The sequence below is a fragment of the Micrococcus sp. KRD012 genome (assembly GCF_017168555.1).
Taxonomy (GTDB): Bacteria; Actinomycetota; Actinomycetes; order Actinomycetales; family Micrococcaceae; genus Micrococcus; species Micrococcus luteus.
Map to the genome: position 1 here is coordinate 50,594 of NZ_JABFBB010000019.1, position 24,625 is coordinate 75,218.

Sequence of the window (24,625 nt, forward strand, 5' to 3'; positions counted from 1 at the left end):
GATCAGGCTCCTTCGGTGGCGGGGGTGGTGGCGGCGCGGTGCTCGGTGAGCAGCTGCACGAAGCGGTCGAACAGGTCGAGGGTGTCGTTGGGGCCGGCCGCGGACTCCGGGTGGAACTGCACGGAGAAGGCGGGCCGGTCGAGCAGGCGCAGGCCCTCGACGACCTGGTCGTTCAGGGACCAGTGGGAGACCTCGACGCGGCCGAAGCGCGACTCCGGCGCCTCGATCGGCTCGCCGAGGGGGGCGTCCACGGCGAAGCCGTGGTTCTGGGAGGTGATGGCCACGCGGCCCGTGGCCTTGTCCAGCACCGGCTGGTTCGGGCCGCGGTGGCCGAACTTCAGCTTGTAGGTGTCGAAGCCGAGCGCGCGGCCGAAGATCTGGTTGCCGAAGCAGATGCCGAAGAACGGCAGGCCGGCGTCGAGGACCTCGCGCAGCAGCTCCACCTGGGCGTCTGCCGTGGCCGGGTCGCCGGGGCCGTTGGACAGGAAGACGCCGTCCGGGTCCACGGCGCGGATGCCGGCCAGGTCCGTGGCCGCGGGCAGCACGTGCACGCGGATGCCGCGGGAGGCCAGGTGCCGCGGCGTGGCGGCCTTGATGCCGAGGTCGAGGGCGGCGATCTCGGCGATCGGCTCGCCCTCCCAGCCGTGCTCGGCCGGCTCGATGACGTACGGCTGCTCCGTGGTGACGGACTCCGCGAGGCGGGCGCCGGCCATCGACGGCTGGGCGCGCACCTCCGCCAGCAGCTCGGCCTCCGGGCGGGCGGCGTGCTCGCCGGAGAACACGCCGGCGCGCATCGAGCCCTCGGTGCGCAGGCGGCGGGTGATGGCCCGGGTGTCGACCTCGCGGATCCCGACGACGCCGAACGTCTCGAGCTCCTCGTCGAGGGTGCGCTCGGCGCGCCAGTTGGACGGACGCCGGGCCGCGTCGCGGACCACGTAGCCGGCGGCGAAGATCGCCCGCGACTCGCGGTCGGCGTCGTTGACCCCGGTGTTGCCGATGTGCGGGGAGGTCTGCACGATGATCTGCCCCGCGTAGGACGGGTCGGTGAGGGTCTCCTGGTAGCCGGTCATGCCCGTGGTGAACACGGCCTCGCCCAGGGTGCGGCCGCGGGCGCCGTAGGCCCGGCCGCGGTGGACGGTGCCGTCCTCGAGGACGAGCAGGGCCAGGTCGTCGGTGGGGGTGCTCATCGGGGGTCTCCTTCTCCTGCGCGGCCGGCCGGGTCGGCCGGGGCGGGGTCGATGATGGTCTGCAGGGCGGCGAGGAGCCGGTCGCGGTCCTCGGGGCGGTCGGGGCGGAAGGCGGAGGTGAGTTCGACGTCGCCGAGGCGCCAGCCCCAGGCGACGAGCCCGCCCGGCTCGACGAACTTGCCGGCGATCCCGCCGGACAGGCCGGCCTCGACGAGGTCGTCCGCGGGGATGAACAGGTTGGCGGCCCCGGGGCGGAGCACGAGCAGGCCGCGGTGGGTGCCGGCGTCGTGGACCTCGAGGACGGCGCGCGAGCGCAGGCCCAGGCCGTGCACCGCCACGCGGTCCAGTCGGTCCTCGCCGCGCACCGTGCCCACGTGCATGCCCTCCGCGGACAGCGTCGGCTCGGCGTCGTAGAGGGCCGTCGGCACGGGGGCCGGGGCCGGGATCCCGGCCTGCGCCCGGCGGCGGGCCCGCCACCCGAGGGCCAGCAGGCCGAGCAGCACGAGGACGACGGCCAGGGTGCCCAGGGTCACCGGCAGCCACACGTCCGCGTAGTCCTTCGTCGGGGTCCGCGGCGGGACGGGACGGGCCGCCAGGGCGGCGGCCAGGGAGGTGATGCTCACGCGCGCTCCCCCGTCTCCGTCAGGGCCGGGTGGCGGTACGGCCGGGCGGGGGCGCCGTCGGCGACGACGCGGGCGCCGCGGTAGACCGTGTGGCGTACCGCGCCCGGCAGCTCCATGCCCCGGTACGGGCTGTTGCGGGACTTGGTCAGGTGCTGCTCGGGGTCCACGGTGCGGCGGGCCTGCGGGTCCACGAGCACGAGGTTGGCCACGGCGCCGACGCGCGGGACGCCGCGCTCGTCGGCCTGGCCCTGGTCGGTCAGGCCGGCGATCCGGGCCGGCGCCGTGGACATTACGCGGGCGACGCCGGCCCAGTCCATCAGGCCGGTGTCCACCATCGCCTGCTGCACCACGGACAGGGCGGTCTCGAGGCCCGTCATGCCCATCGCCGCGACCGTCCACTCGCACTGCTTGGTCTCGGCGGTGTGTGGGGCGTGGTCGGTGCCCACGGTGTCGATGGTGCCGTCGGCCAGCCCGGCGCGCAGGGCCATCACGTCGGACTCGCGGCGCAGCGGCGGGTTGACCTTGAACACGGGGTCGTAGGAGCGGACGAGCTCCTCGGTGAGCAGCAGGTGGTGCGGGGTGACCTCGGCGGTCACGGCCACGCCCTGGGCCTTGGCCCAGCGGATCAGCTCGACGGAGCCGGCCGTGGAGACGTGGCACACGTGCAGGCGGGAGTCCACGTGCTGGGCCAGCAGCACGTCACGGGCGATGATGGCCTCCTCCGCCACGGCGGGCCAGCCGGCCAGGCCGAGGACGCCGGAGAGCTCGGACTCGTTCATCTGGGCGCCGGCGGTGAGGTTCGGCTCCTGCGCGTGCTGGGCCACGAAGCCGCCGAAGGACTTCACGTACTCGAGCGCACGGCGCATCAGCACGGCGTCGTGGACGCACATGCCGTCGTCGGAGAACATCCGCACGCGGGCCTGCGAGTCGGCCATCGCGCCGAGGTCGGCCAGGGCCTCGCCGGCCAGGCCCACGGTCACCGCGCCCACGGGGTGCACATCGCACCAGCCCGCGTCCCGGCCCAGCCGCCACACCTGCTCCACCACGCCGGCGGTGTCGGCCGTCGGCGTCGAGTTGGCCATCGCGTGGACCGAGGTGAAGCCGCCCATCGCGGCGGCGCGGGTGCCGGTCTCGACCGTCTCCGCGTCCTCCTTGCCGGGCTGGCGCAGATGGGTGTGCAGGTCGACGAGCCCGGGCAGCAGCACCAGGCCGGCGCAGTCGACCTCCTCGGGGGCCGGGTCGAGGCCGGCGGCGTGGGTCGCGGCGTCCGGGCCGAGGGCGGCGATCCGGCCCTCGGCGACGAGCACGTCGGCGGTCTCGCCCGTGGTCAGGCGCGCGCTGCGCAGCAGCAGGGGGGCGGGGCTGGGGGCGCTCACGGGCGGACCTCCTGGTCGTGGTTGAGGACGAGGTGCAGGACCGCCATGCGGACGGACACGCCGTTGGCGACCTGCTCGAGGGCGGTGTTGCGGGGCGAGTCCGCCGCCGCCGGGCTGATCTCCAGGCCGCGGTTCATCGGGCCGGGGTGCATGACCACGGGCTCGTCGAGCAGGGCGCCCCGGCCGGCGGTGAGGCGGGCGAAGCGGTCGTCGGTCAGCCCCCAGGTCCGGGTGTACTCCCCTGCGGACGGGAAGAAGGCGCCGCCCATTCGCTCGGCCTGGACGCGGAGCATCATGACGGCGTCGGGGCCGGCGTCGAGGGCCTCGTCCAGCGAGTAGGTGACCTGGCACGGCCACGCGGCCACGCCCACGGGCAGCAGGGTGGGCGGGGCGGCCAGGGTGACCTGTGCGCCCAGCGTGCTGAGCAGCCACACGTTGGACCGGGCCACGCGCGAGTGCAGGATGTCCCCCACGATCACCACGCGCATGCCGGTCAGGTCCCGGCCGACCAGGTCCTCTCCCGTCGCCGCGGCGAGGCGCCGGCGCAGGGTGAAGGCGTCCAGGAGGGCCTGGGTGGGGTGCTCGTGGGTGCCGTCGCCGGCGTTCACGACGGCGGAGCGCACCCAGCCGGAGTCGGCCAGCTGGCGGGCCGCGCCCGAGGACCAGTGGCGCATCACGATGGCGTCCGCGCCGATGGCCTCGAGCGTCTGGACGGTGTCCTTGAGCGACTCCCCCTTGGAGACGGACGACCCCTTCGCGGAGAAGTTGATCACGTCCGCGGAGAGCCGCTTGGCGGCGGCCTCGAAGGAGATGCGGGTGCGGGTGGAGTCCTCGAGGAAGAGGTTCACCACGGTGCGGCCGCGCAGGGCGGGCAGCTTCTTGACCTCGCGCTGGTTGACGGCGGCCATCTCCTCGGCGGTGTCGAGGACGGCGAGGGCGTCGGCGCGGGAGAGGTCGGCGGTGGACAGCAGGTGGCGCACGGCTCAACCCTCCCGGGTCGCGACACGGTCGACGATGCTCACGGCGTCCTCAGTGACCTCGCCGGTGCCCTCGGGGCCGTCGACCTCCATGAGCCGGACCTGGACGCGCTCGGCGGTGGAGGTCGGCAGGTTCTTGCCCACGAAGTCGGCCCGGACGGGCAGCTCGCGGTGCCCGCGGTCCACGAGGACGGCCAGGCGCACGGCGGCGGGGCGGCCCAGGTCGGCGATCGCGTCGAGGGCGGCCCGGACGGTGCGGCCGGAGAAGAGGACGTCGTCCACGAGCACGACGACGGCGCCGTCGAGGGGGACCTCGGGCAGGCGGGTGGGCATCGGGGTGCGGGCCGTGCCGCGGCGGAGGTCGTCCCGGTAGAGCGTCACGTCCACCTCACCGACGGCGGCGGTGGGGTCGAAGGCCGGCTCGATGCGGGCCAGCAGGGCGCCGAGCCGCCGGGCCAGGGGGGCCCCGCGGCGCGGGATCCCCATCAGGACGAGACCCTCGGCGCCCTTGTTGGACTCGAGGATCTCGTGGGCGATCCGGGTCAGCGCCCGGTCGATCTCGGACGTGGACAGCACGGTCCGGGCAGCACGAGGTGCGGCGGGGTCAGTTCCCATGCCGGCGCCTCCTTCCCCGCCTCACAGGACGGCTCTTAAAGGATGCGTGGTTCGTCCCGGGGCGCCGGTGGGCCCCCGCGCGGGACGTCGCCGACTCTACCAGCGAGGCCCGCCCCACGGCGCGGATGACGCGGTGCGGGACGGGCCTCGTGACGGAGCTCTCGGCCGCTCAGGCGAGCAGCGTCGGCTTGACCTGCTGCAGGCGGCCGAGCAGACCGTTGACGAACTCGGGCGAGTCGTCCGTGGACAGCTGGGCGGCCAGGGCGACGGCCTCGGAGATGGCGACGGCGTCCGGCACGTCGTCCTGGAACAGCAGCTCCCAGGCCCCCACGCGCAGGATCGCCCGGTCGACGGCGGGCATGCGGTCCAGGGACCAGCCGCGGGAGTAGGAGCTCAGGGCCTCGTCGAGCCGCTCCTGGTCCGCGATGACGCCTTCCACGAGCCGCTGGGTGTAGGCGTTCACCTGCAGATCGGTGCTCTCGCGGCGGGTGCGGATGCCCTCCAGCGCGCTGGAGCCCCGCTGCTCGGCCTCGAACAGGATCTCCACCGCACGCTGCCGGGAGCGGCTGCGCGCCGTGGTCCCCCGCTTGGCAGCGGAGCCGGCGGAGGCCCGCTCAGTCATTGACGCGGCCGAGGTAGTCGCCGGTGCGGGTGTCGACCTTGACGCGGGTGCCCTGCTCGACGAAGAGCGGCACCTGGATCTCGGCGCCGGTCTCCACGGTGGCGGGCTTGGTGCCGGCGGACGAGCGGTCCCCCTGCAGGCCCGGCTCGGTGTAGGTGATCTCCAGGACCACGGACGCCGGCATCTCGAGGTACAGCGGCGTGCCCTCGTGCAGGGCGATGACCACCTGGGTGTTCTCGAGCATGTACTTCGCGGCGTCGCCGACCACGGCCCCGGGCACGGTGATCTGGTCGTAGTCCTTGACGTCCATGAACACGTAGTCCGCGCCGTCCTGGTAGAGGTACTGGTAGTCGGAGCGGTCCACGGTGGCGAACTCGACCTTGGCGCCGGCGTTGAAGGTCTTGTCCACGACCTTGCCCGTGGTGATGTTCTTCATCTTGGTGCGGACGAACGCGCCGCCCTTGCCCGGCTTGACGTGCTGGAACTCGGTGACGTTCCAGAGCTGGCCCTCCAGCTTCAGGACGGCGCCGTTCTTGATGTCGTTGCTCGTTGCCACGTGTGTGTGCTCCCGATCGGTCTCGCGGACCGTCACGGGTCCGCCTGCAGTGGGTGGGGTCTTGGATGTGCGCGGGCCAGTCTACGGGAGGCCCCGCGCGGGGCCGGGGTCAGCGGCGGCTCACTCTGCGATCTCCTGGTACGCCGCGAAGAGCAGGGACGCGTCCGGGATGTCCACGGTGGTGGGCTGCGCGAGCCCGTCCAGCAGGACGAAGCGCAGCTGGTCGCCGCGGTTCTTCTTGTCCCGGCGGATGCCCTCGAGCAGGGTCTGCCACCGGTCCCCGCGGTAGGAGACGGGCAGGCCCAGGGCCGTCAGCACCGACCAGTGGCGGTCCGCGGTGGCGTCGTCGAGCCGGCCGAGGGAGCGGGCCAGCTCGGCCGCGAAGACCAGCCCCACGGACACCGCGGCGCCGTGGCGCCACTGGTAGCGCTCGGCGAGCTCGATCGCGTGCCCCATCGTGTGGCCGTAGTTCAGCGCCTCGCGGGCGCCCGACTCGCGGGGGTCGCGGGAGACGACGTCCGCCTTGACCCGGATCGAACGCTCGATCAGCTCGCGCAGCCGCGCGGAGTGCGGGTTCTGGGCCTGGGCCGGGTCCTCCTCGATGAGGTCGAGGATCGCGGGGTCGGCGATGAAGCCGCACTTCACGACCTCGGCCAGGCCGGAGATCAGCTCGTTGGCCGGCAGGGTGAGCAGCGTGTCCAGGTCCGCCAGCACGCCGGCCGGATTGTGGAACGCCCCCACCAGGTTCTTGCCCTCGGCGGTGTTGATGCCGGTCTTGCCGCCCACCGCCGCGTCCACCATGCCCAGCAGGGTGGTGGGCATGTGCACGACGCGGACGCCGCGCAGCCACGTGGCCGCCACGAAGCCGGCCAGGTCGGACACGGCGCCGCCGCCCACGGAGACGATCGCGTCCGACCGGGTGAAGTCGTTCTGGCCGAGCACCTGCCAGCAGAACCCGGCCACCTGCAGGTGCTTGCCCTCCTCGGCGTCCGGGATCTCGGCGGTCAGTGCGGTCAGGCCCACGGCCTCGAGGTCGTTCTTGACGACGTCGCCGGTGGCCCGGAGGGCGCGCGGATGGATGACCAGCACGCGTCGGACGGTCGGGCCGAGCATGTCCGGCAGGCGCGCGAGCAGGCCCCGGCCCACCACCACGTCGTAGCCGCCGTGCACGGCCGCCTCGTGGCCGCCGGCCACGGGGATGACCGTCACGTCCTCGGGTGCGGCCGGAGCGGCCGCGGGCGCCGCCCCCGGGGTCTCCTGCTCGGTGATGTCCGGCTCACGGTCGGTCATGGGTGTGACTCACTCCTTCGGGGGCGGTGGGCGTCCCCCACGATACGCCAGGCCGCCTCGGCGGCCGTCAGGCCTGTGGTGTCGAGCACGAGGTCGGCGACCTCGCGGTACAGCCCCTCGCGTTCGGCGAGGATGCGCCGCCAGGTCCCGGCGGGGTCTCCGGCCAGGACGGGGCGGCCCGCGCCGCCGCCCACGCGGCGCAGCGCCTCCTCCTCTCCGACCGCGAGGTAGACGACGTCGGAGTCCGGCCCGGCCAGCGCGCGGCGGGTGCCCGGATGCAGGACGGCGCCGCCGCCGCACGAGAGGACGCACGGGGCGGGTCGGCCGAGCACATGGCCGATGACGCGCGCCTCCTCCGCCCGGAACGCGGCCTCGCCGTGCTCGGCGAAGAACTCCGGGATCGGGCCGTGCACCTGGGTGAACAGCTCGTCGGAGTCCACGAAGGGCAGCCCGGTCACGGCGGCCAGGGCCCGGCCGACCGTCGTCTTCCCGGCCCCCATCGGGCCGACGAGGACGATCCGGCGGGCCGGGCGCGCGGCCGGGTCCTCGTCGGCCGCGGCGGCCACCGTGGCCGCGGCCGTCAGGCGCGCCTCGAGGGCACCGATCATGCCCTCCCACGGGCACACGGTGACGGGCCCGGGGACGGGACGCGTGCTCGGGTCCGGTCCCGGGGCCGGCGCGGTCCCGGGGGTGTCGGTCACGGCAGGGGGTCGCCCATCGGGCCGTCCGCCACGACGTCGGCGCCCGGCTCCGGCAGGGCGGGGACCGCGGCCTGGAACGCTTCGAGGTTGCGGCGCGTCTCGGCCACGGAGTCGCCGCCGAACTTCTCGAGCATCGCGTCGGCCAGGACGAGGGCGACCATGGCCTCGGCGACGATGCCCGCGGCGGGCACGGCCGCCACGTCGGAGCGCTGATGGTGGGCCGTGGTCTCCGCGCCCGTGGCGACGTCGACCGTGGGCAGTGCGCGCGGCACCGTGGCGATCGGCTTCATCGCGGCGCTCACGCGCAGCAGCTCGCCCGTCGACATGCCGGCCTCGATGCCGCCGGCCCGGTCGGTCGTGCGCCGGGGGCGGCCGTCCGCGCCGCGGGCGATCCCGTCGTGGGCGGCGGTGCCGCGTCGGGCGGCCGTGGCGAACCCGTCGCCGACCTGCACGCCCTTGATCGCCTGGATGCCCATGAGCGCCCCCGCCAGCCGCGCGTCGAGGCGGCGGTCCCAGTGGACGTGGGAGCCCAGGCCGATCGGCACGCCGTACGCCAGCACCTCCACGACGCCGCCGAGGGTCTCCCCGGCGCGGTGGGCGTCGTCGACCTCGGCGACCATCGCCGCGGAGGTCTGCGGGTCGAGGCAGCGGACCGGGTCGGCGTCGAGGCGGGCCTCGTCCTCGGGGACGGGGAACGGGTGGCCCTCCGGCAGGGCGGCCTCCCCGAAGGCCACGGTGTGGGAGACGATCCGCACGCCGAGCTCGCCGAGGAAGGCGCGGGCGACGGTGCCCAGGGCCACACGGGCGGCGGTCTCACGGGCGGAGGCGCGCTCGAGGAGGGGGCGGGCCTCGTCGAAGCCGTACTTCTGCATGCCGGTCAGGTCGGCGTGGCCGGGCCGCGGGCGGGTGAGCGCCGCGTTGCGGGCCAGACCGTCGAGCTCCTCCGCGGGGACGGGATCGGCGGCCATCACCTTCTCCCACTTGGGCCATTCCGTGTTGCCCACCTGGATCGCCACAGGCGAGCCGAGGGTGCGGCCGTGGCGGACGCCGCCGAGGATCGTCACCGCGTCCTGCTCGAACTTCATGCGCGCGCCGCGCCCGTACCCCAGGCGGCGGCGCGCGAGCGCGTCCTGCACGTCCTGCGTCGTGACCGGGATCCCGGCCGGCAGTCCCTCTACGATTCCTGTGAGCGCGGGGCCGTGAGACTCCCCCGCTGTCAACCAGCGCACCATGGCGTGCAGTCTCTCACGCACGGGGCGCCGCGCCGTCACGTGTGACCGGACGGGACGCACCGGATCCGGCGTTCGACGCTCAGCCGGCGGCCGGTCCCAGGGCGTCCGCCGCGGCGCGCGTCACCGCCGCCCAGTCCGGCTCGGGCATCCCGGCCGCGGCGCGGGGCCGGGCCGTGAACAGCCGGACCTGCTCGATGCCCTGGTGCAGCAGCATGGACAGCCCGGACGCCACCGGACCGCCCTCCCGGGACCAGGCGGACGCCAGCACGGAGGGCCACGGGTCGTAGGCCGCGTCCAGCAGGGGCGGCAGGGCGGCGCCGGCCGGCACGTGTGCGGCCAGGGCGTCCGCGGCGCGCGGCGGCAGGGTGGCGACGACGGCACGCAGCCCCGGCGCCCGCCGGAGCAGATCCGCCTGGGTCAGGGTCGCCCAGCGCAGCCCGAGCGCGTCGGCCAGGGCCGTCACCTCGGCGGCGCGGGCGGGGTCGCGGACGCCGAAGAGCACCGCGTCCGCGCCGAGCGTGGCGGCGGCGAGGACGGCCGCCGTCGCGGTCCCCCCGTTCCCGAGGACGCCGACGGTCCCGCCCCGGGCGGCACGGTCGAGGCCGGCCGCGGCGAGGGCGCCGAGGATGCCGTCCACGTCCGTGTTCTCGGCGTGGACGACCCCGGGCGCGGAGGGGTGGTCGCGCACGAGGGTGTTCGCGGTGCCCAGGAGGCGGACGCGGTCGCTGACGTGCCCGGCGGCGGCGACGACCGCCCGCTTCAGCGGCATGGTGACGGAGCAGCCGAGCCAGTCCTGCCCGCGGGCCGCGGCCGCGCCGCCGTCGGCCGTGCCCGGGGCGCCGAGGTGCTCGGCCGCGAAGGCGAGCACCTCGTCCTCGCCCAGGTCTCGGCGGCCGTAGTCGACGTCGAGGCCCAGGACCCGGTAGCCGGCCGCGTGCAGCACCGGGGAGAGCGAGTGGGCGATCGGCCGGCCCAGGACCGCCGCGCGCAGCGTGGGGCGCATCAGCACACCCCCGGATTGGAGGCGCAGTAGCGCTGCAGGGTGCGCACGTGCTGCTGGTGCTCCTCATAGGTGCGGGAGAACTCGGTGTGGCCGGTGCCGATGTCCGTGGTCACCCAGTAGTAGGCGTCCGTCTCGGCCGGGTCGAGGGCGGCCTCGACGGCCGCGTCGGAGGGCATGCCGATCGGACCCGGCGGCAGGCCCGGGTGCACGTACGTGTTGTAGGGGTTCGACGCGTCCTGGCGCTGGCCCGAGGTGAAGCTGAGGCTGCGCACGCCGAGGCCGTACGTGACGGTGGCGTCGATCTGCAGGAGCCCGCGCGTCTCGGTGTTGTCCGGGGCGAGGCGGTTCTCGATGGCGCCGGCGACCTGCCGGTAGTCCTGGGGCAGGGCCTCCGCCTCGAGGATGGAGGCGATCGTGAGCAGGCGCTGCTGCTCGGCCGGGTCGCGGACGTCGAGGGCGTCGAGCTCGGCGAGGGTGGGCCGGATCAGGGAGTCGAGCACCTGCTCGGCGGTGGCGTCGACGGGGAGGCGGTACTCCCCCGCGTCGAGCCAGCCCTCGAGCGTGCCCGCCTCCCCGGGGACGCCGTAGCGGGTCGGGTCGTGGGCGGCGGCCTCGAGCTCCTCGCGGGGCAGCCCCGTGGCCTCGGCGACGGCGTCCAGCACCTCGGTGAGTCGCCGGCCGCGCTCCACGAGCACGTAGTGCACGGCCCCGTCCGCGGCGCCCTGGAGCACCGCGAGGGCCTCGGCCGCGGGCATCCGCTCGCGCAGCACGAAGTCCCCCGAGCGCACGAGACCGCTGCCCGTGTCCCTGGCGGCGCGCTCGAACGCACGGGCGGAGGCCACGATGCCGGCCCGGTCCAGGCGGGCCGCCACGGAGCCCAGGTCCTCGCCCGGCTCCACCGAGAACGTCACCTCGTCGCCCTCGACGGCCGTGTGGTCGGGGCCGCCCAGGAACCCGCGCACGATCAGCCCGACCACGACGGCGAACGCCACGAGCACCGTGCCCAGCACCAGCGCGGTCCGCCGCCGGCCGGCGCCGCGATCGACCCGCGGGGCCGGGTGGGACCCGGAGCCCCGGCGACGCAGGAACGTGCGGGGCCGGCATGGGCCGGCCGCGTCGACCGGCTGGGACGGGACGCCGAGATCGGCCTCGTCCGCCTCGCCGTGGGCGAAGCCGAACACGTCGAGGTCGTCGTGGACGTCGGCCTCGTCGCCGAGCAGATCGTCCCAGTGGTCCTCACGCCGCGCGTGCTGGTGGTCGCCGGTCACCGGATCTGCTCCCGGTCCTGGCCGGCCCAGCGGCCGGTGCGGCGCTGCTCGTCCACGGCGGCCTGCAGGATCGCGACGGCGGCCGCCTGGTCGATCACGCCGCGGCTGTACTTGACGGACCGGCCCGCGGCCCGCAGTCCGGCCTGCGCGGAGACCGTGCTGAGCCGCTCGTCGACGAGCCGGACCGGCACGGGGTGGCCCGCCTCGACCAGGGCGGCGGCGACGGCGTCCGCGTAGTCGAGGGCGTCCTGCGTGGACGGCGTGTGCTCGCCCCGCAGATTCACCGGCAGGCCGACGTACACGGCGACGACGTCGAGCTCGCGTGCGTGGGCGACGAGCTCGTCCACGTCACGACGTCGACGCGCATCCCGCCGCAGGGTGGCCACGGGGGTGGCGATCAGGCCGTCGGGGTCGGCCGACGCGACGCCCACGCGGGCACGTCCGACGTCGACGCCGAGGGTGCGCCCCCGGCGCACGGCGTCGCTCGCCACGGCGGCCCCGTCCTGACCTGCGCTCACGTCCGCCTCAGGCCGCGCGCACCGCGGCGACGACGGCCTCGAGCGCGTCCCCGACGCGCGTGACGTCCTGGCCGCCGCCCTGGGCGACGTCGTCCTTGCCTCCGCCCCCGCCGCCGAGCACGCCGGTGGCGGTCTTGACCATGGCGCCCGCCTTGAGGCCGGCCGCGCGGGCGGCCTCGTTGGTCGCCACGACCACGAGGGGCCGGCCCTTGGCCTCGGCCGTGAGGGCCACGAGCACGGGCGTGCCCGCCGCGTTGCCGCCGGCCGACTCGATCCGGGCGCGCAGGTCCAGCACGAGGGAACGCAGCTGGTCCCCGGCCACGTCGCCGACGTGGTGCGCCAGCACCCGCACCGACGTCCCGGCGGACGTCGTGACGTCCTGGGCCTGCCCGGCGAGCTGCCCGGCCTGGGCCTGCAGCGCCTGGGCCCGCAGCTCCGCGACCTGCTTCTCGGCCGCCTTGAGCCGGTCCAGGGTGGCGCCGATGCGGTCCTTGAGCTCCTCGGCCGGGGCCTTGAACATCTCCGAGAGCTCGGAGACGAGGGTGCGCTCCGCGGCGAGGTGGCGGAACGAGTCCAGGCCGACGAGCGCCTCGACGCGGCGGTTGCCCGAGCCCACGGACTGCTCGCCGAGCAGGGTCAGCGAGCCGATCTGCGCGGTGCGGCCCACGTGGGTGCCGCCGCACAGCTCGCGGGACCAGGCGCCGTCGATCTCCACGACGCGCACCCGGTCGCCGTACTTCTCGCCGAACAGGCTCATCGCGCCGAGTGCGCGCGCCTCCTCGAGGCTCATCTCCTGGGTGAGCACGGCGTGGTCGTCGCGGATGGCGATGTTCACCACGTCCTCGACCTCGGAGCGGGCCCCGGCCGAGAGCGCCTCGGCCCAGCGGAAGTCGAAGCGCAGGTAGCCCTCCTTGTTGAAGGAGCCGGACTGGGTGGCCTCGGGGCCGAGGATCTGGTGCAGTGCGGCGTGCACCAGGTGGGTGCCGGAGTGGGCCTTCTCGCCGTCGAGGCGGCGCTGCAGGTCGATCGCGCCGAGGGCCTGCGCGCCGGCGGCGACCTCGCCGTCGAGGACCTTGACCCTGTGCACGGACAGCCCCTTCACGGGGGCCTGCACGTCGAGCACCTCGAGGCGGAAGCCGTCGCCGGTGATCAGGCCGGTGTCCGCGGCCTGGCCGCCGGACTCCGCGTAGAACGGCGTGGCGTCCAGGACGAGCTCGAGCTCCGTGCCGGCGCCGGCGGACGCGACCTCCTCGCCGTTCTGCAGCAGGCCGCGCACCACGGACTCGGTGGTGTGCTCGGTGTAGCCGGTGAAGTGGGTCTGGCCCTCGGCGCGCAGGCGCTGGTACACGGCGGTGTCCGTGTGGCCGGCCTTCTTGGCCTTGGCGTCCGCGCGGGCGCGGTCGCGCTGCTCGGCCATGAGGGCGCGGAACCCGGCCTCGTCCACGGCGACGCCGGCCTCCTCCGCGATCTCCAGCGTCAGCTCGATCGGGAAGCCGTAGGTGTCGTGCAGCTCGAACGCGTCCGGGCCCGCGATGCCGCCGCCCGCCGAGCGGGCCTGGCCCACCGCGGCGTCGAGGCGGGCCGTGCCCGCGGCGATGGTCCGCAGGAACGCCTTCTCCTCGGCGTAGGCGATCCGGGAGATGCGCTCGAACTCGTCCGCGACCACCGGGTAGGTGCCCTTCATCGCGTCCCGGGAGACCGGCAGCAGCTCAGGGAAAACGGGCTCGGTGACGCCCATCAGGCGCAGGGCGCGGACGACGCGGCGGATGAGGCGGCGCAGCACGTAGCCGCGGCCCTCGTTGCCGGGGCGCACGCCGTCGCTGATCAGCATCAGGGCCGAGCGCACGTGGTCGGCCACCATGCGCAGGCGGACGTCGTCGTCGTAGTGCGGGTCGGCCGGGTCCTCGGTGGAGGTGTAGGAGCGGCCGGCCAGCTGCGCGGCGCGGTCGAGCACGGGGCGGACCTGGTCCGTCTCGTACATGTTCTCCACACCCTGGAGGATCATGGCGAGCCGCTCGAGGCCGAGACCGGTGTCGATGTTCTTGTGCTCGAGCTCGCCGGCGATGTCGAAGTCGTCCTTCGAGCGCACCGCGGAGAGGCGGTACTGCATGAACACGAGGTTCCAGATCTCGATGTAGCGGGTGTCGTCCGCGGCCGGGCCGCCGTCGACGCCGTACGCGGGGCCGCGGTCGTAGAAGATCTCCGAGCAGGGGCCGCCCGGGCCGGGCTGGCCGGTGTTCCAGTAGTTGTCGTCCTTGCCCATGCGCTGGATGCGCTCGGGACGGACGCCCACGTCCTCGCGCCAGATGCGCTCGGCCTCGTCGTCCTCGCGGTACACGGTGACCCAGAGGCGCTCGGGGTCCAGGCCGAAGCCGCCGTCCTCGACCGAGGACGTCAGCAGCTCCCAGGCCATCGGGATGGCCGTCTCCTTGAAGTAGTCGCCGAAGGAGAAGTTGCCGCACATCTGGAAGAAGGTGCCGTGGCGGACGGTCTTGCCGACCTCCTCGATGTCCGCGGTGCGGATGCACTTCTGCACCGAGACGACGCGCGGGCTCGGCGGGGTCTGCTCCCCCAGGAAGTACGGGATGAACGGGACCATGCCGGCCACCGTGAACAGCAGCGACGGATCCGGCGAGACGAGCGACGCCGACGGCACCACGCGGTGCCCCCTGGACTCAAAGAAGGCGGTCCAGCGGCGGGCGATCTCCTGGGACTTCATGCGGGGGTGTCCTTCTGCGTGGTGGTGGTCTGGGGGCGGGCGGCGCCGTGCGACGGCGGCTCCACGGTCTCCCCGGAGATGATCGGCCCCGTGTGGGGCAGGTAGGGCGCGGCCCAGGGGGCCTCGGCGCGGACGCGCTCGGCCAGGCGCCGGGCACCGTCCTGCAGGGCGGCCGCCGCGGCGTCGGCGGCGGCCTCACCGGCCTGGCGGGCCAGACGCTCCGGGTCCAGGCGGGCGGAGAACCCCGCGCGCCCCCCCGCGGAGCCAGGGTCAGACGTCGGCGCGTCGGTCGCGTCGGTGGCCGGGTGGGCACGGTCGCCGAGGGCGCGGTGTGCGAACCAGCCGGATGCGGCGCCGGCGCCGACGAGCAGCAGCGAGCGGAGCATGGCGGGGGCCTCCTTCGGACGGCAGGGATTCCGGCCCCACCTTACCGGGCGCGGCGCCGATCCCCGGCGGCGGGCCCGGGGGACGCCGCAGGCCCGGTCACCTCCGAGAGGTGACCGGGCCTGCGGGACGCGCGGGGCGCCGTCGTCCGGGACGGACCCGGCCGCGGCGGATCAGCGCGCGTAGTACTCGACCACGAGCTGCTCCTCGCAGGTCACGGGGACCTCGGAGCGCTTCGGGCGACGGGTGAGGGTGGCGCGCAGCTTGTCGATCTCCACGGTCAGGTAGCCCGGGGTGGCGGGCAGGACCTGCTGGTGGGCGCCGGCGGCGGCCAGCTGGAAGGGGACCATCTTCTCCGAGCGCTCGTGCACGTGGATCATCTGGCCCTCCTTCACGCGGAACGAGGGGACGTCCACGCGCTTGCCGTCCACCAGGATGTGGCGGTGCACGACGAGCTGACGGGCCTGCTGGATGGTGCGGGCGAAGCCGGCACGCAGCACGAGGGCGTCGAGGCGCTGCTCGAGGAGCTCGACCAGGTTCTCACCGGTCAGGCCGGCGGTGCGCTTGGCCTCCTCGAAGTAGCGGCGCATCTGGGCCTCGCGGATGTTGTACTGGGCGCGCAGACGCTGCTTCTCCTTGAGGCGCACCGCGTAGTCCGAGTCCTGCTTGCGGCGGGCACGGCCGTGCTGGCCGGGGCCGTACGGACGACGCTCCATGTACTTCTCGGCCTTGGGGGTCAGCGCGATGCCCAGGGCGCGGGAGTGCCGCACGGTGCGGCGGGTGCGAAGGTTGCCACTCATGGTGGACCTGCCTTTCCTTGACGTGCGGCACGGTTCGGGTTTGTCTCGAGGTCTCGTCCGCGCGCCGGGGCACACGGGTCAAGGGGACTCGAACCTGGCCTCCCCGCGATCCTGAGGAGAGCTGAGGGGCGTGCCGCCGCCCGTCATCCACTGATGCGCTGCGCGTCCCTCGACCGGGCACGCGGGTGTCCCGTGGACCGTTCGAGGGGGATGCGTCCGGGGCGCAGCGCCTGCCAGACCGGTCCACCTTACCAGAGCGACGACGACGGGGCGGGCCGGGGCTCAGGCGCGCGGCGTGGCCGCGGTGCCGGGGTCCGCGCCGAGGAGCTGACCGGCCTGGTCCAGGTGGGAGGCCTCGACCAGCACGTCGTACGACTCGGCCTCCATGGTCTGCAGGGACGTGAAGTCGCGCCTGCCGCCGGTGGCCGCGTGGCCGATCGCCCCGAAGACGGCCCCCCACAGGGCGCCCAGGCCCAGGGAGATCAGCAGGATCCAGAGGAACCCGAAGCCGGGGGCGAAGATCGAGAAGAGCAGGCCGAGCAGGAGGCCGAACCACAGGCCCTGCAGCCCGCCGCGGACGGCGGCCTTGCCGGTGGTCATCCGGCCCAGGACCTGCTCCACGGAGCGCAGCCCGGTGCCCACGATGCGCACGCGCTCCACGGGGAACCCGGCGTCGGAGAGCTGGTCCACGAGGGCCTGGGCCTCGGCGTAGGCCGGGACGGAGCGCAGGATGCGGTAGTCGGCCTGCGGGAGGGCGGGGCCGCCGGCGCCGGGGCGGCCGTACGGGGCCGGCTGCTGCGCGGCGGTGTGCTGGGGGGTGGACTGCTGCGGAGTGGACTGGGTCATGGGGGCGGCTCCTTCTGTTCCTTCTGTGCGTCGGTGGTGCATGGGGGCGCGAGCGGGCGAGGAGTCGGCGGGCCGACGTCGACCGCCCCGCTCATCCCTGGACAACCGGTGATCCGGGGTCTTTATTCCGCGCGGCCGCCCGAGGCGTCCGCCCTCGGGCCCGGCGCGCGCTCAGTCGCCGCGGATGATCCGGCGCAGCGCGGCCACCTGCTCGGTGAGCCGCTTCTCGTGTCCGATGGGCTTGGGCCGGTAATAGTCCCTCCCGACCAGGGGGTCCGGCGCGTACTGCTGACGGGCGACGGCGTGCGGCTCGTCGTGGCTGTAGACGTAGCCCTGGCCGTGGCCGAGGGCCGCCGCGCCGGGGTAGTGCGCGTCCCGCAGGTGCGCCGGCACCGCGCCCGTGTGGCCGGCCCGCACGTCCGCGATCGCCTCGTTCACGGCGGTGTAGCTCGCGTTGGACTTCGGCGCGGTGGCCAGATGCGTCACGGCCTGCGCCAGGATGATGCGTCCCTCCGGCATGCCGATCAGCTGCACGGCCTGGGCGGCGGCCACGGCGGTCTGCAGCGCGGTCGGGTCGGCCATGCCCACGTCCTCGGACGCGGAGATGATCAGCCGCCGGGCGATGAACCGGGGGTCCTCCCCCGCCTCCAGCATCCGGGCGAGGTAGTGCATCGACGCGTCCACGTCCGAGCCGCGGATGGACTTGATGAAGGCACTGATCACGTCGTAGTGCTGGTCGCCGTCCTTGTCGTAGCGCTGGACGTGGTGGTCCATCGCCTGCGCGGCGTCCTCGTCCGTGACCGCGACGGCGCCCTCCCCCGCCCGGCCGGCCTCGCGCGCCTTGTCCAGGGCGACGCCGGCCGCGGCCTCCAGCACCGTGAGCGCCCGCCTCGCGTCGCCGCCGGCCATCCGCACCAGGTAGTCCCGCGCGTCGTCCTGGAGCACCACGGCGCCGTTGAGCCCGCGCTCCTGGGTCACGGCACGGTCCAGCAGCCCGACGATGTCGTCGTCCGTGAGGGGACGCAGCGTGAGCAGCAGCGACCGGGAGAGCAGGGGTGCGATCACGGAGAAGGACGGGTTCTCCGTGGTCGCGGCCACCAGCACGACCCAGCGGTTCTCGACGCCCGGCAGCAGCGCGTCCTGCTGCGCCTTGGAGAAGCGGTGGATCTCATCGAGGAACAGGACGGTGGTGCGCCCGTAGAGGTCCCGTTCGCGCTGGGCCTGCTCCATCACCTGCCGCACGTCCTTCACACCGGCCGTGATCGCGGACAGCTCCGTGAACGTGCGCCCGGGGGCGCGGGCGATCACGTGGGCCAGCGTCGTCTTGCCGATGCCCGGAGGCCCGTAGAGGATGACCGAGCTCGGTCCCGCGGCGGAGTCCGGATCGGGCTCGGCGAGCTTGCGCAGCGGGGAGCCCGGCCGCATGAGGTGCCGCTGGCCCAGCACGTCATCCAGCGTGCGCGGGCGCATGCGCACGGCCAGCGGTGCGCCGGGGTGCGGGGCGGCCACGGTGCCGGCCGGGCCGTCGTCGTCGGCCCCGTTGTGGGCGGCGCTGAAGAGGTCGTCCATCGGGTCCAGGGTAGTCCTCGGCCCGCGGGGGCGTGGGTGGCATCATGGCCGCATGAGCCCCGCCGCCCCGCGCACCGACCACACCCACGTCCTGCTGCTGCGCGGGATCAACGTGGGGCGGAGCAACCGTGTCGGCAAGGACACGCTGATCCGCTGGGCCCAGGCCGCCGGCGGGGAGGCGGTCACCACCCACCTGGCCAGCGGCAACGTCCTGTTCCGGGCGTCCTCCGACGCAGCCGCGGAGGGCGTGCGGCAGGGGTTCGCGCGACGGGCGCGTGAGGAGGGCGGCCTCGACGTCCCCGTGGTCCTCGTGGACGTGGGCACGCTCCGGCGCGCCCTGGAGCTGCACGACGCGCTCCCCTGGGCCGGCGGCGAGCCGAAACGCACGCAGCTCACCGTGCTCGAGGACGACCCCGCACCCGAGGCGGCCGCCGCCCTGGCCGCGCTCGACCACGGGGACGACCGACCCGCGGGGCCGGATCGCACGGCCCTGGAGGGACGGCTGCTGTGGATGCGCTGCGCCGCGGGGGTCGCCGACTCCCCGCTCACTCCGGCCCGCCTCGACCGGGCGCTCGGGGTGCGCGGCACGGCCCGGAACCTCACGACGGTGCGGGTGCTCGCGGGGCTGCCGAGCGAGGACTGACCTCGGCGGACGGCACGCGGGGCGTCCGGGGCGTCGACACCCGCGGGACACCGCGCGCTGGCCGGGACGTCACGGACCGTTCACATCCGTGCGATGGGGTGACCCCGTCCTCCGCCTCCCTGCCCTGACTGGAGCATCCATGCCTCGCCTCGCACGCCTCGCCACGGCCGTCACCGCCGCGACCCTGTCCACGGCCTTCCTCGCCCCGGCCTCCCTCAGCGCGCCCGCCCCGCACTCGGCCACGGCCCAGCGCGCCGCCATCGCCGCCAACCCGTCCGGCAAGAGCATCGAGCTCACCCGCGCCGGCACCCACGAGACCGGCGTGTTCGGCGAGTCCGCCGCCGAGATCCCGGCCTTCGACGCGGTCTCCGGCCGCCTGTTCGTGGTGAATGCGCAGCGCGGCGCCGTCGACGTCATGCGCCTGGGCGCCGACGCCGCCCCCGTGGCCGAGCGGACCCTCTCCGCCGAGGGCCTGCGCACCGCGGACGGCTCCGTCACGGACAAGGGCGCCACGGTGAACTCCGTCGCTGTCTCCGGCGGTGTGATGGCCGTCGCCGTCGAGGCCGCCGAGAAGACCGACCACGGCTGGGTCGTGTTCTTCGACACCACCACCCTGCGCTACCTCGGCGGCGTGCGGGTGGGTGCCCTGCCGGACTCGCTGGCCTTCTCCCCGAACGGGGCGTACGTGGTGGTCGCCAACGAGGGCGAACCGGCCGACGACTTCTCCGTCGACCCGGAGGGCACGATCTCCGTGGTCTCCGTACCGAAGAACGCCCGGCAGTTCTCCCGCCTGACCCAGGACGCGGTGCGCACCGTGGACTTCCGTGCCTACGACGCCGGCACCGCCCTGCCCGCCGGCGTGCGCGTCTCCGGCCCCGATATGGCGGTGCCCGCCGGTCACGAGCCCGCCGGTCGGGTGGCTCGCAACCTCGAGCCGGAGTACGTCACCGTCGACCCGACCGGACGCACCGCCTACGTGTCCGTGCAGGAGGCCAACGCCGTCGCCGTCGTGGACCTGAAGTCCGCCACGCTGGAGGACCTCTGGGCGCTGACGCCCACCGATTGGTCCACCGAGGGCGTGCTGGACGCCTCGGACAAGGACGGCGGCATCGAGCTGGGCCACTGGCCGGTCGACGGCCTGCCCATGCCCGACGGCATCGACACGTACCGCTGGCGCGGTCAGAACCTGGTCGTCACCGCCAACGAGGGTGACGGGCGGGAGTGGGGCGACTTCAACGACTCCGAGCGCGTCAGCGACCTGGACCTGTGCGCCGCCGAGTTCCCGGGGGCCAAGGCCCTGCAGAAGAAGGATGCCCTGGGCCGCCTGAAGGTGCTCACCGACCTCGGCTACGACTCTGAGCGCGAGTGCCACTCCTCCCTGACCACACTGGGCGGCCGGTCCTTCTCCATCTACACCGCGGACGGCACCCGCCTGTTCGACTCCGCCGGCATGATCGAGGAGCAGATCGCCCGGCTCGTGGCCGCCGGCGAGCTGCCGGAGCACGCGTTCAACGCGAACAACGACGAGACCCCGTCCGGGGACTCCCGTTCGGATGACAAGGGCCCCGAGCCCGAGTCCGTAGTGGTGGGCACGATCCAGGGCCGCACCTACGCGTTCGTGGGCCTCGAGCGCATCGGCGGCGTGGTGGTCTTCGACATCACCGACCCGCGGAACGCCACCTACGTGGACTACGTCAACGACCGTGACTGGGATGCCGCGGGCGACGACGCCACGGCCGGCCTGGGTGACATGGGCGCCGAGGGCCTGACCTTCGTGCCGGCCGACGAGTCCCCCTCCGGCACCGCCCTGCTGATCGTCGCCAACGAGGTCTCCGGCTCGACCACCGTGTACGAGGTGAATCCGACCCGTCGTCAGTGATCCGCTGACGCGGACCGGTTCCGGGCGCGTTGCAGAATGGCTGCATGAGAGCCGTTCTGCAACGCGCCCGTTCCGCGTCCGTGACCGTCGACGGCAAAGTCGTCGGCTCCTTCGAGGGCGAGGGGCTGGTGATCCTGCTCGGCGTGACCGTCGACGACACCGAGGCCGAGGCCGTCCAGGTGGCCCGCAAGGTGGCCGGGCTCCGCATGCTCGACGGCGAGCGGTCCCTCACCGACGCCGGTGCCCCGGCGCTCGTCGTCAGCCAGTTCACGCTGTACGGCGACGTGCGGAAGGGCCGGCGGCCGTCCTGGACGCGCGCGGCGAAGGGCAACCAGGCCGAGCCGCTCTACGAGCGGTTCACGGCCGAGCTCGAGGCCGCCGGCGTGCGCGTGGAGCGCGGGGTGTTCGGCGCGAAGATGGACGTCTCCCTCACCAACTCCGGGCCGTTCACGCTGATCGTGGACTCGGACGAGCTGGCCGGTCCGCGGCGCGGCTGAGGCGGGCCCGCCGCGGACCCGGATCAGGCCTCCGGCTCGGCCTCGGCCTGCTTCGGCTCCGGCTGCGCGTCGACGCCGGCCTCCTTGCGCTGCTGGGCGGTGATGGGCGCCGGTGCGGCCGTCAGCGGGTCGAAGCCGCCGCCGGTCTTCGGGAACGCGATGACCTCGCGGATCGAGTCGGTGCCGGCCAGCAGGGCGACCACGCGGTCCCAGCCGAACGCGATGCCGCCGTGCGGCGGGGCGCCGTACTTGAAGCCCTCGAGCAGGAAGCCGAACTTCTCGTTCGCCTCCTCCGGGGACAAGCCCATGACCTCGAACACGCGCTCCTGCACGTCCTGACGGTGGATGCGGATGGAACCGCCGCCGATCTCGTTGCCGTTGCACACGATGTCGTACGCATACGCCAGGGCCGCGCCCGGGTCGGTGTCGAAGGTGTCCGCGAACTCCGGCTTGGGCGAGGTGAACGCGTGGTGCACGGCGGTCCAGGCGCCCGCACCCACGGCGACGTCGCCCGAGGCCACGGCGTCGGCCGCCGGCTCGAACATCGGCGCGTCCACGACCCACACGAACGCCCAGTCGGCGTCCTTCGCGGCCACGCCGTCACCGGCATCGGTGAACAGCCCGCAGCGACGGCCGATCTCCACGCGGGCCGCACCCAGCAGCGCGCGGGACTCCTTCGGCTTCCCGGCGGCGAAGAACACGCAGTCGCCCGGGTTCGCGCCCACGGCGGCGGCCAGCCCGGCCTTCTCCTCCTCGGAGATGTTCTTGGACACCGGGCCGGTCAGCTCGCCGTCCTCCTGGATGAGCACGTAGGCCAGGCCCTTGGCGCCGCGCTGCTTGGCCCACTCCTGCCACGCGTCGAGGGTGCGGCGGGCCTGGGAGGCGCCGCCCGGCATCACGACGGCGCCCACGTACTCGTTCTGGAACACGCGGAACGGGGTGTGCTTGAAGTATTCGGTCAGGTCCGTCAGCTCGAGGCCGAAGCGCAGGTCCGGCTTGTCCGAGCCGTACTTCTCCATCGCCTCGGCGTAGGTCATCCGGCGGATCGGCGTCGGCACGTCCACCCCGACGAGGGCCCACAGGGCCTTGACGATCTTCTCGCCGAGGGCGATCACGTCGTCCTGCTCCACGAAGGAGGCCTCGATGTCCAGCTGGGTGAACTCGGGCTGTCGGTCCGCGCGGAAGTCCTCGTCCCGGTAGCAGCGGGCGATCTGGTAGTACTTCTCGATCCCGCCCACCTGCAGCAGCTGCTTGAACAGCTGCGGCGACTGCGGCAGGGCGTACCAGGAGCCGGGAGCCAGGCGGGCCGGGACGAGGAAGTCGCGGGCGCCCTCCGGCGTCGAGCGCGTGAGGGTCGGGGTCTCGACCTCCACGAAGCCCTCGCCGTGCAGGAGCTCGCGCGCCGTCCGGTTGACCTCGGAGCGCAGGCGCATGATGCGCGAGGGCTGCGGGCGGCGCAGGTCCAGGTAGCGGTGGCGCAGCCGGGCCTCCTCGCCGACCTCCACGTGCTCGTCCACCTGGAACGGCAGCGCGGCGGCGGTGTTGAGCACCGTCACGGTCTCCGCGATCAGCTCGATCTCGCCGGAGGGCAGGTTCGGGTTCTCGTTGCCCTCGGGGCGGCGCTCGACCGTGCCGGTGACCTGCAGGACCCACTCGTTGCGCAGCGGGTCGAAGTCCGCCTCCTCCCGCACCACGACCTGGGCGAAGCCCGAGGCGTCGCGCAGGTCCACGAAGGCCACGCCGCCGTGGTCGCGCCGCCGCGCCACCCAGCCGGTGACGGTGACGGTCTGGCCGATGAGCGAGGCGTTGAGCTCGCCGAGGGAGTGGGTGCGCAGCACGAGGATCCTCTCCGTCCGGTCGCCGGACGATGTGCGGGGTTCATGTGATGGTCGACGCCGTGTGATACGCCTGCGGGGCGGGCGCGCGCCGTTCCCGTCAGTCTAGTGCCCCGTCCACACTGCCCCAGCCCAGGAGGACCCCGTCATGACCGCCGCCCTGCAGCGCCGCCTGACCCTGCTCCACGCCGTCGCGATCGGCCTCGGCTCGATGATCGGCGCGGGCGTGTTCACCGCGATCGGCCTGGCGGCCGCGCTCACCGGCGGCCACCCCGGCCTGCTGTACGGGGCCCTGGCGGTCGCGGCCGTCGCGGCCCTGTGCAACGCCCTGTCCACGGCGCAGCTGGCCACCGTCCACCCCGAGTCCGGCGGCGCCTACGTCTACGGCCGGCGGCAGCTGCACCCGTGGGCCGGCTTCGTCGCCGGCTGGGGCTTCGTCACGGGCAAGACCGCGTCGGTGGCCGCGATGGCGGCCACCCTCGGCCTGTACCTCTTCCCCGACGACGACGCCGCGGCCCGGTGGACGGGCGTGGCCGCCGTCGTCGTGCTCACCGGGGTGGCGATGGCGGGCGTGACGCGGACCGCGCAGGCGACGTTGGCGATCCTCGTGCCCGTGCTCGCCGTGCTCGTGTTGGCCATCGGCGCAGGCCTGGCGCGCGAGGCCCCCGGGGGCTCGGCCGCGGCGCTCGGCGTCGACTCCCCCGTGCAGGGCGTGCTCATGGGCGCGGGCGTCCTGTTCTTCGCGTTCGCCGGCTACGCGCGCGTGGCCACCATGGGTGAGGAGGTCATCGACCCCGCACGCACGATCCCGCGCGCCATCCTGATCGCCCTCGCCGTGACCGTGGCGCTGTACCTGCTGCTCGCCACGGCGCTGATCTCGGGCCTCGGGACCTCCGGGCTGGCCCGGTCCCCGGCGCCCGTGCGCGACCTGCTCGAGACCGCCCTGGGCTCCGGCTGGGGCTGGGTGGCGGTGGCCGGCGCCGCCCTCGCCGCGGCCGGGGCCATGCTCAACCTGCTGACGGGCATCTCCCGCACCGCCCTGGCCATGGCCCGCGAGTCCGACCTGCCCCGCCCCCTGGCACGGGTCCATGCGGGGACCGGCACGCCGTGGACGGCTCAGCTGACGTTGGCCGCGGCCGTGATCCTGCTCCTGCTCACCACGGACATCCTCACCGTGGTGGGCTTCAGCTCGTTCGGCGTGCTCGTCTACTACGCGGTGGCGAACCTGTCCGCCCTGACCCTGCGCGGGGACGACGACGGCCGCCGCCCGGCCCGGCCGCGCCCGCTGCGCCCGCTGCGCGTGCCCCGCGCCGTCAACGTCCTGGGCCTGGCCCTGTGCCTGCTGCTCGCCCTCAGCCTGCCGCCGATGTCCGTGGCCGCGATGGCGGGCGTGTTCCTGATCGGGGTGGGCGGGCGCGCGTTCGTGCGGGCCGGGCGCCGGGGCCGGTGACCCGACGCGCAGACACCCACCGCCGCCGCACACCG

General features: G+C 74.5%; 23 protein-coding genes. 4 read left to right on the forward strand and 19 right to left on the reverse strand.

Annotated elements, in window-relative coordinates; translation table 11 throughout:
* Positions 1–2: 2 nt before the first annotated feature.
* The 18 genes from carA to J1M37_RS08040 all read right to left on the reverse strand — a co-directional run bounded on the left by carA (position 3) and on the right by J1M37_RS08040 (position 18,286).
* Positions 3–1,187: a glutamine-hydrolyzing carbamoyl-phosphate synthase small subunit gene (carA, locus tag J1M37_RS07955; RefSeq protein WP_036313720.1), complete on the reverse strand. Its 1,185-nt coding sequence runs from the start codon at positions 1,185–1,187 to the stop codon at positions 3–5.
* Positions 1,184–1,810 (reverse strand): PH-like domain-containing protein, encoded by a 627-nt coding sequence (locus J1M37_RS07960; RefSeq protein ID WP_012750893.1) that lies wholly within the window; start codon positions 1,808–1,810, stop codon positions 1,184–1,186. Before J1M37_RS07960 ends, carA begins: the two co-directional genes overlap by 4 nt.
* Positions 1,807–3,186, reverse strand: a complete 1,380-nt coding sequence (locus J1M37_RS07965; RefSeq protein ID WP_036313718.1) for a dihydroorotase — start codon at positions 3,184–3,186, stop codon at positions 1,807–1,809. The genes J1M37_RS07960 and J1M37_RS07965 overlap by 4 nt, the downstream gene beginning before the upstream one ends.
* The gene (locus J1M37_RS07970; RefSeq protein ID WP_036313715.1) at positions 3,183–4,166 is read right to left on the reverse strand and encodes an aspartate carbamoyltransferase catalytic subunit; all 984 of its coding nucleotides are present in this window, start codon (positions 4,164–4,166) and stop codon (positions 3,183–3,185) included. Before J1M37_RS07970 ends, J1M37_RS07965 begins: the two co-directional genes overlap by 4 nt.
* Before the next feature lie 3 nt (positions 4,167–4,169).
* Complete coding sequence (gene pyrR, locus J1M37_RS07975) at positions 4,170–4,778, reverse strand: bifunctional pyr operon transcriptional regulator/uracil phosphoribosyltransferase PyrR (RefSeq protein WP_036313707.1); 609 nt, start codon at positions 4,776–4,778, stop codon at positions 4,170–4,172.
* Positions 4,779–4,947: 169 nt separating this feature from the next.
* Positions 4,948–5,400, reverse strand: coding sequence for a transcription antitermination factor NusB (nusB, locus tag J1M37_RS07980; protein ID WP_044659811.1), 453 nt, complete (start codon positions 5,398–5,400; stop codon positions 4,948–4,950).
* Positions 5,393–5,956 (reverse strand): elongation factor P, encoded by a 564-nt coding sequence (efp, locus tag J1M37_RS07985; protein ID WP_002857030.1) that lies wholly within the window; start codon positions 5,954–5,956, stop codon positions 5,393–5,395. Before efp ends, nusB begins: the two co-directional genes overlap by 8 nt.
* 120 nt (positions 5,957–6,076) lie before the next feature.
* Positions 6,077–7,246, reverse strand: coding sequence for a 3-dehydroquinate synthase (aroB, locus tag J1M37_RS07990; protein WP_081097731.1), 1,170 nt, complete (start codon positions 7,244–7,246; stop codon positions 6,077–6,079).
* A complete protein-coding gene (locus J1M37_RS07995; RefSeq protein ID WP_044659812.1) occupies positions 7,243–7,947 on the reverse strand; it encodes a shikimate kinase in 705 nt (234 codons plus the stop codon). Before J1M37_RS07995 ends, aroB begins: the two co-directional genes overlap by 4 nt.
* Positions 7,944–9,179, reverse strand: a complete 1,236-nt coding sequence (gene aroC / locus J1M37_RS08000; protein ID WP_036336604.1) for a chorismate synthase — start codon at positions 9,177–9,179, stop codon at positions 7,944–7,946. Before aroC ends, J1M37_RS07995 begins: the two co-directional genes overlap by 4 nt.
* A gap of 79 nt (positions 9,180–9,258) precedes the next feature.
* Positions 9,259–10,182 (reverse strand): shikimate dehydrogenase family protein, encoded by a 924-nt coding sequence (locus J1M37_RS08005; RefSeq protein WP_113914224.1) that lies wholly within the window; start codon positions 10,180–10,182, stop codon positions 9,259–9,261.
* Positions 10,182–11,450 (reverse strand): endolytic transglycosylase MltG, encoded by a 1,269-nt coding sequence (gene mltG / locus J1M37_RS08010; RefSeq protein WP_113914219.1) that lies wholly within the window; start codon positions 11,448–11,450, stop codon positions 10,182–10,184. Before mltG ends, J1M37_RS08005 begins: the two co-directional genes overlap by 1 nt.
* Positions 11,447–11,968 (reverse strand): Holliday junction resolvase RuvX, encoded by a 522-nt coding sequence (gene ruvX / locus J1M37_RS08015; RefSeq protein ID WP_052006958.1) that lies wholly within the window; start codon positions 11,966–11,968, stop codon positions 11,447–11,449. The genes mltG and ruvX overlap by 4 nt, the downstream gene beginning before the upstream one ends.
* A gap of 7 nt (positions 11,969–11,975) precedes the next feature.
* Positions 11,976–14,687, reverse strand: coding sequence for an alanine--tRNA ligase (gene alaS / locus J1M37_RS08020; RefSeq protein WP_113914220.1), 2,712 nt, complete (start codon positions 14,685–14,687; stop codon positions 11,976–11,978).
* Complete coding sequence (locus J1M37_RS08025; protein ID WP_020621562.1) at positions 14,684–15,073, reverse strand: hypothetical protein; 390 nt, start codon at positions 15,071–15,073, stop codon at positions 14,684–14,686. Before J1M37_RS08025 ends, alaS begins: the two co-directional genes overlap by 4 nt.
* A gap of 171 nt (positions 15,074–15,244) precedes the next feature.
* On the reverse strand, positions 15,245–15,871 hold the full coding sequence (gene rpsD / locus J1M37_RS08030; protein ID WP_020621561.1) for a 30S ribosomal protein S4: 627 nt from the start codon (positions 15,869–15,871) through the stop codon (positions 15,245–15,247).
* 282 nt (positions 15,872–16,153) lie between these two features.
* Positions 16,154–16,717, reverse strand: a complete 564-nt coding sequence (locus J1M37_RS08035) for a general stress protein (protein ID WP_020621560.1) — start codon at positions 16,715–16,717, stop codon at positions 16,154–16,156.
* Positions 16,718–16,888: 171 nt separating this feature from the next.
* Positions 16,889–18,286 carry a replication-associated recombination protein A gene (locus tag J1M37_RS08040; protein WP_044659815.1) on the reverse strand — a complete coding sequence of 466 codons (1,398 nt, stop codon included), beginning with the start codon at positions 18,284–18,286 and terminating at the stop codon, positions 16,889–16,891.
* A gap of 52 nt (positions 18,287–18,338) precedes the next feature.
* On the opposite strand from J1M37_RS08040, the gene J1M37_RS08045 reads away from it, so the two are divergent.
* From J1M37_RS08045 to dtd, 3 genes are all read left to right on the forward strand, one after another.
* Entirely contained in the window at positions 18,339–18,929 is a 591-nt protein-coding gene (locus tag J1M37_RS08045) for a DUF1697 domain-containing protein (RefSeq protein ID WP_044659816.1), read from the forward strand.
* Positions 18,930–19,068: 139 nt separating this feature from the next.
* Entirely contained in the window at positions 19,069–20,808 is a 1,740-nt protein-coding gene (locus J1M37_RS08050) for a choice-of-anchor I family protein (protein ID WP_044659817.1), read from the forward strand.
* A gap of 44 nt (positions 20,809–20,852) precedes the next feature.
* Complete coding sequence (dtd, locus tag J1M37_RS08055) at positions 20,853–21,305, forward strand: D-aminoacyl-tRNA deacylase (RefSeq protein ID WP_044659818.1); 453 nt, start codon at positions 20,853–20,855, stop codon at positions 21,303–21,305.
* A gap of 23 nt (positions 21,306–21,328) precedes the next feature.
* On the opposite strand, the gene aspS is transcribed toward dtd, so the two are convergent.
* The gene (aspS, locus tag J1M37_RS08060; RefSeq protein WP_070708887.1) at positions 21,329–23,143 is read right to left on the reverse strand and encodes an aspartate--tRNA ligase; all 1,815 of its coding nucleotides are present in this window, start codon (positions 23,141–23,143) and stop codon (positions 21,329–21,331) included.
* Positions 23,144–23,288: 145 nt separating this feature from the next.
* On the opposite strand from aspS, the gene J1M37_RS08065 reads away from it, so the two are divergent.
* Positions 23,289–24,590, forward strand: a complete 1,302-nt coding sequence (locus J1M37_RS08065) for an APC family permease (RefSeq protein ID WP_036313679.1) — start codon at positions 23,289–23,291, stop codon at positions 24,588–24,590.
* The last annotated feature ends 35 nt before the right edge of the window (positions 24,591–24,625 follow it).

Bases quoted from the DNA above. Each gene is read 5' to 3' on its own strand.
- J1M37_RS08050 (WP_044659817.1), top strand. From the start codon at position 19,069: ATGCCTCGCCTCGCACGCCTCGCCACGGCCGTCACCGCCGCGACCCTG.
- alaS (WP_113914220.1), bottom strand. From the start codon at position 14,687: ATGAAGTCCCAGGAGATCGCCCGCCGCTGGACCGCCTTCTTTGAGTCC.
- nusB (WP_044659811.1), bottom strand. From the start codon at position 5,400: ATGACTGAGCGGGCCTCCGCCGGCTCCGCTGCCAAGCGGGGGACCACG.
- pyrR (WP_036313707.1), bottom strand. From the start codon at position 4,778: ATGGGAACTGACCCCGCCGCACCTCGTGCTGCCCGGACCGTGCTGTCC.
- rpsD (WP_020621561.1), bottom strand. From the start codon at position 15,871: ATGAGTGGCAACCTTCGCACCCGCCGCACCGTGCGGCACTCCCGCGCC.
- J1M37_RS08005 (WP_113914224.1), bottom strand. From the start codon at position 10,182: ATGCGCCCCACGCTGCGCGCGGCGGTCCTGGGCCGGCCGATCGCCCAC.
- J1M37_RS08025 (WP_020621562.1), bottom strand. From the start codon at position 15,073: ATGCTCCGCTCGCTGCTGCTCGTCGGCGCCGGCGCCGCATCCGGCTGG.
- J1M37_RS08065 (WP_036313679.1), top strand. From the start codon at position 23,289: ATGACCGCCGCCCTGCAGCGCCGCCTGACCCTGCTCCACGCCGTCGCG.
- aroC (WP_036336604.1), bottom strand. From the start codon at position 9,179: ATGGTGCGCTGGTTGACAGCGGGGGAGTCTCACGGCCCCGCGCTCACA.
- J1M37_RS08045 (WP_044659816.1), top strand. From the start codon at position 18,339: ATGAGCCCCGCCGCCCCGCGCACCGACCACACCCACGTCCTGCTGCTG.
- J1M37_RS08035 (WP_020621560.1), bottom strand. From the start codon at position 16,717: ATGACCCAGTCCACTCCGCAGCAGTCCACCCCCCAGCACACCGCCGCG.
- J1M37_RS08040 (WP_044659815.1), bottom strand. From the start codon at position 18,286: ATGGACGACCTCTTCAGCGCCGCCCACAACGGGGCCGACGACGACGGC.
- dtd (WP_044659818.1), top strand. From the start codon at position 20,853: ATGAGAGCCGTTCTGCAACGCGCCCGTTCCGCGTCCGTGACCGTCGAC.
- carA (WP_036313720.1), bottom strand. From the start codon at position 1,187: ATGAGCACCCCCACCGACGACCTGGCCCTGCTCGTCCTCGAGGACGGC.
- aroB (WP_081097731.1), bottom strand. From the start codon at position 7,246: ATGACCGACCGTGAGCCGGACATCACCGAGCAGGAGACCCCGGGGGCG.